General features: G+C 68.2%; 2 protein-coding genes and 1 pseudogene. 1 reads left to right on the top strand and 2 read right to left on the bottom strand.

The features are described 5' to 3' along the window. Window positions 1-863, top strand: a pseudogene (locus WBV89_RS09255) (hypothetical protein); the annotation flags it as partial. Window positions 864-906: 43 nt separating this feature from the next. Here the strand turns inward: WBV89_RS09255 and WBV89_RS09250 are convergent. Together WBV89_RS09250 and trkA are read right to left on the bottom strand one after the other, a co-directional pair. Further along, on the bottom strand, window positions 907-2,475 hold the full coding sequence (locus WBV89_RS09250; protein WP_423981050.1) for a TrkH family potassium uptake protein: 1,569 nt from the start codon (window positions 2,473-2,475) through the stop codon (window positions 907-909). Next, window positions 2,472-3,821, bottom strand: coding sequence for a Trk system potassium transporter TrkA (trkA, locus tag WBV89_RS09245; protein ID WP_423981049.1), 1,350 nt, complete (start codon window positions 3,819-3,821; stop codon window positions 2,472-2,474). Before trkA ends, WBV89_RS09250 begins: the two co-directional genes overlap by 4 nt. Window positions 3,822-3,922 lie beyond the last annotated feature (101 nt).

Genomic DNA, 3,922 nt, shown 5'->3' with positions numbered 1-3,922 from the left:
CCACCCCGACCGTCGAACGCGGCTTCATCCGCGGGGCGACGGTCGAGACCGTCGACGGCGCGACCGACATCGGATGCCGATTCCTGCTCGTCGCGGACGGTGCGAACAGCCGCTTCGGACGCGGGCTGGGAACGCACCGGGACCGCCGCTGGCCCTATGCGATCTCGGCGAGCACCTACGTCACGAGCGAGCGGACGAGCGACTCCTGGATCGAGATGATGCTCGGCCCGCTCGATGCCGCCGGTCACCCGGTGACCGGACACGGCTGGGTACACCCGGTCGGGGACGGCACGTTGAACGTCGGGGTGTCGATGCTGTCGAGCTACCGCGACGTCCACGGCGTGAACGTCGTCAAACTGCTCGACACGTTCGTCGAATCCGTTGCCGACCGGTGGCGATTCGATCCACGCGAACGACTCGTCGATCCCATCAGGAGACGCACCCCGCTCGGCGGATCGGTCTCCCCCACGATGGGGCCGACCTTCCTGGTCGCAGGCGACGCCGCGGGAATGGCCAATCCGTTCAACGGGCACGGCGTCCGCGCCGCGCTCGCGACGGGCCGCACGGCCGCCGATGTGCTCGACGAGGCCCTGACCGTCGGCAACTCGACGACGCTGCAGCAGTACCCGGCGCTCCTCGACGAAGCGCTCGGCCAGTACCACAAGGTCGGACGGCTCAGCGCCCGGTTCTTCGGTCGTCCCTGGCTGCTGCGGACCGCACTCTCCACCGGCATCCGCAGCGAAGCCGCGATGGGTGCGGCGATGCGGATCGCCACGAATGAACTGCGCGACGGCGAATCAGGCGGCGCCGAACGCGCGTACCGCCTCGCCGCCGTCCTCACCCGCTTCGCCCCCAGCTGGTGAACATGCACGTCGGTGCCAGGCACCGATGTGCATTTCCACGGCCTCAGTGGTGGGACGTGCGGCGGAGTTGGCCGGGACGCGGGAGCCGCAGCGTGATCACCGACAGGGCGAGGATCACCGGATAGATCTCGAGTCGTCCGAGCAGCATCTGCATCATCGCGATGGCCCGTCCCGGGCGCGGAATCGCGAGGAAGTCGCCACCGTGATCGAGCGCACCGAGTCCCGGGCCGACGTTGCCGAACGACGTCGCCGATGCCGAGAACGACGTGATCATGTCCGGGCCCGTCGCCGCGATGAAGAACGACCCGCCCCCGAAGATCACGAGCGCCAGCAGCAGGAACCCGACGACCTTGCCGGCCACGTCGTCGGACAGGATCCCGCGCCCGACACGCACCGGGCGCACCAGTCGCGGGTGGAGATGCTTGAGGGCCTCACGGTGGGCGAAACTCGACACCGCCATCACGCGCAGGATCTTCACACCGCCCGCCGTCGATCCGGCCATCGCCCCGATCGGGAGCATGATCAGGATCAACGCCTGCGCGGCCTGGCTCCAGAGGCCGTACTCCGTGGTCACGTACCCGGTGGTCGTGATCGTGGACGTCATCGTGAACAACGCATCGCGGAACCCGGTGCTCGTCCCCTCACCGTTCCCCGCCGTGACGTAGCACCACAGCGTGGCGCCCACGACCACCATGGCGTAGATCCGGAACTCGGTCGAGACGAACAACGGCTTCGGGTCCTTGCGCAACGCTCGGTAATAGAGGGTGAAGCTGCCGCCGGCGAGGAACATCCCGACGATCGCGATCCACTCGATCTCCGGCGACGCGTAGTACCCGAGCGACGACTGATACGGCGAGAACCCTCCGGTCGACACCGTGGTGAAGCTGTGGCTGACCGCGTCGTACACGCTCATCCCAGCAGCTGCGTAGGCGGCGGCGAGCACGATCGTGAACCCGATGTAGACACCCCACAGCCGACGCGCGGTCTCGCGGACGCGCGGTGTCAGACGCTCACCGGTCGGCCCGGGAGCCTCTGCCTGCATCAGGCTCATTCCGCCGGACCCGACCGTCGGAAGCACGGCGACGACGAGCACGATGACGCCCATCCCACCCATCCACTGCGTCGTCGAACGCCAGAACAGCAATCCGTGCGACGTCGCCTCGATGTCGGGCGTGACCGTCGAACCGGTCGTGGTGAACCCCGAGATCGATTCGAACAGCGCGTCGTCCCAATGCGCGAAGTGCCCGGTGAGAATGTACGGCACGGCACCCGCGACGGCGATCACGATCCACGTGACCGTGACCGCGGTGAACACGTCGAGGACACGAATTCGGGTCGGCGTGATCGTCGATCTCCAGATCGCTCCCCCGACCACCGCCATGACCAGACCGGTGGCCAGCAGCACGACCGTGTTCGCCCCGCGGTCGATCAGGTCGACCGTGCCCGACGCAAACACGCCGAGCCCCACCACCATGATCGTCAAGCCGACGATGTGGCCGACGAGCGTCGGGCGGCGGTTCGCTCGGACCAATCGCTCACCGCGACCGACCACCGTCGTCCGCGGATCGAGCAGAGCGCGCGGATCGATGTCACGTGATCGCCGGAAGTTCACGCCGTGAATGCCCTCAGCAGCGCCGGGATCGACTCCGGTCGCGCGAAGACGACGACGTTGTCGCCCGCGTGGAGCACCGTGTTGCCACGGACGATCTCGGCGGGCGCGCCCTCGCGGGTCACCGCACCGAGCACGATCGAGTGAGGCAGATGGAGATCGGCGACGCGGACTCCGTCCGCCGCCGAATCGGTCTCGATCGCGAACTCATCGACCTCGATGTCGCTCTCGAGGAACGTGGCCACCGATGCCGTCCCACCGCGCACGTGGCGCAACACCGCGTTCGCCGATGCCGTGCGTGGGCTGAGCGCCGCGTCGATGCCGAACTGGCGAACGAGCGGCAACAGCGCGAGTCGGTGGAGAACGGCGACCGTGAACGTGCGGTTCTCGGTCGCGGCGAACGCGCACGCGAGCACGTTGGCCGCATCGTCGCCGGTCGCCGCGATCACGAGGTCCATCCTGGTGATCGACTCCTCGTCGAGCAGGTCGACGTCCTCGATGTCACCGTTCACGATGGTCACGTACGGCAGCCGTTCGCTGAGGTACTTCGCCCGGTCCGGGTCCTGCTCGACGAGCACGACGTCGGCGCCCTCCTCGGTCAACCGTTCGGCGACGCGTGAGCCGACGGCACCGCCGCCGAGCACCATCACCCTGTTCGCGCGCCGATGCTTGGCGCCGAGCAGTTCGAGGATCTCGTTGCGCGTCGCGCGCGTCGTGAGCACCCGGACGTGATCGCCGACCTCGAGCGTCTGGTCGCCGCGCGGGATGACCGTCTCGCCGTCACGCGTGAGTGCCCCGAACAGGAACCGCCAGTTGGGCTCGTAGCTCTGGCCGATCTCGGCGAGCGTGCTGCCTGCCAGTGGTGACGAGTCGCTGATCACCGCACCGATCACCAGCAGCTCACCGTCCGACATCCGGTAGACCTCATCGGCACCTGACACCCGTGCGAGCTCCATGATCTCGTCCGCCGTGTCGGCGTCGGGGTCGATGATCAAATCGGCCTTCATCGCATCACGCAGCGCCTTGCCGGCCGGGCCGCGCAGCTCCTCGGTCTGGATGCGCGCGACCGTCTGCGCCACGCCGTACTCCTTCGCGAGCAGCGATGCGATGAAGTTGACCTCATCGTTCTGGGTCACGCCGGCGAGCAGATCGGCATTGCGCACACCGGCTGCCTCCAGCGTCGACGGTGTCGTCGCGCTGCCGATGACCACCTGGACGTCGAGCTCCTCGCCGATCGACGCGGCGACCACCTCGTCCTGCTCGATGATGACGATGTCGTTCCCCTCGGCGCCCAGACGCTGCGCGAGGTATCGACCGACTTCGCCCGCACCGACGATGATCACATGCATTGTCGCAAGTGTGGCCGATCAGGGCGGCGTCCGCGGCGTTTGCTGCGCTCGTCGGGTTCAGACGGCGAGCGGGACGGTGGCGAGCAGGGCCGCGGGGGCGG

Origin of the sequence: Ilumatobacter sp. (assembly GCF_049588435.1) — a bacterium.
Taxonomy (GTDB): Bacteria; Actinomycetota; Acidimicrobiia; order Acidimicrobiales; family Ilumatobacteraceae; genus Ilumatobacter_A.
Note: the sequence above shows the minus strand (reverse complement) of the source record. Positions and strands in the feature narration are given on the sequence as shown.

Coding starts and splice junctions, on each gene's coding strand:
- trkA (WP_423981049.1), bottom strand. CDS start 3,821: ATGCATGTGATCATCGTCGGTGCGGGCGAAGTCGGTCGATACCTCGCG.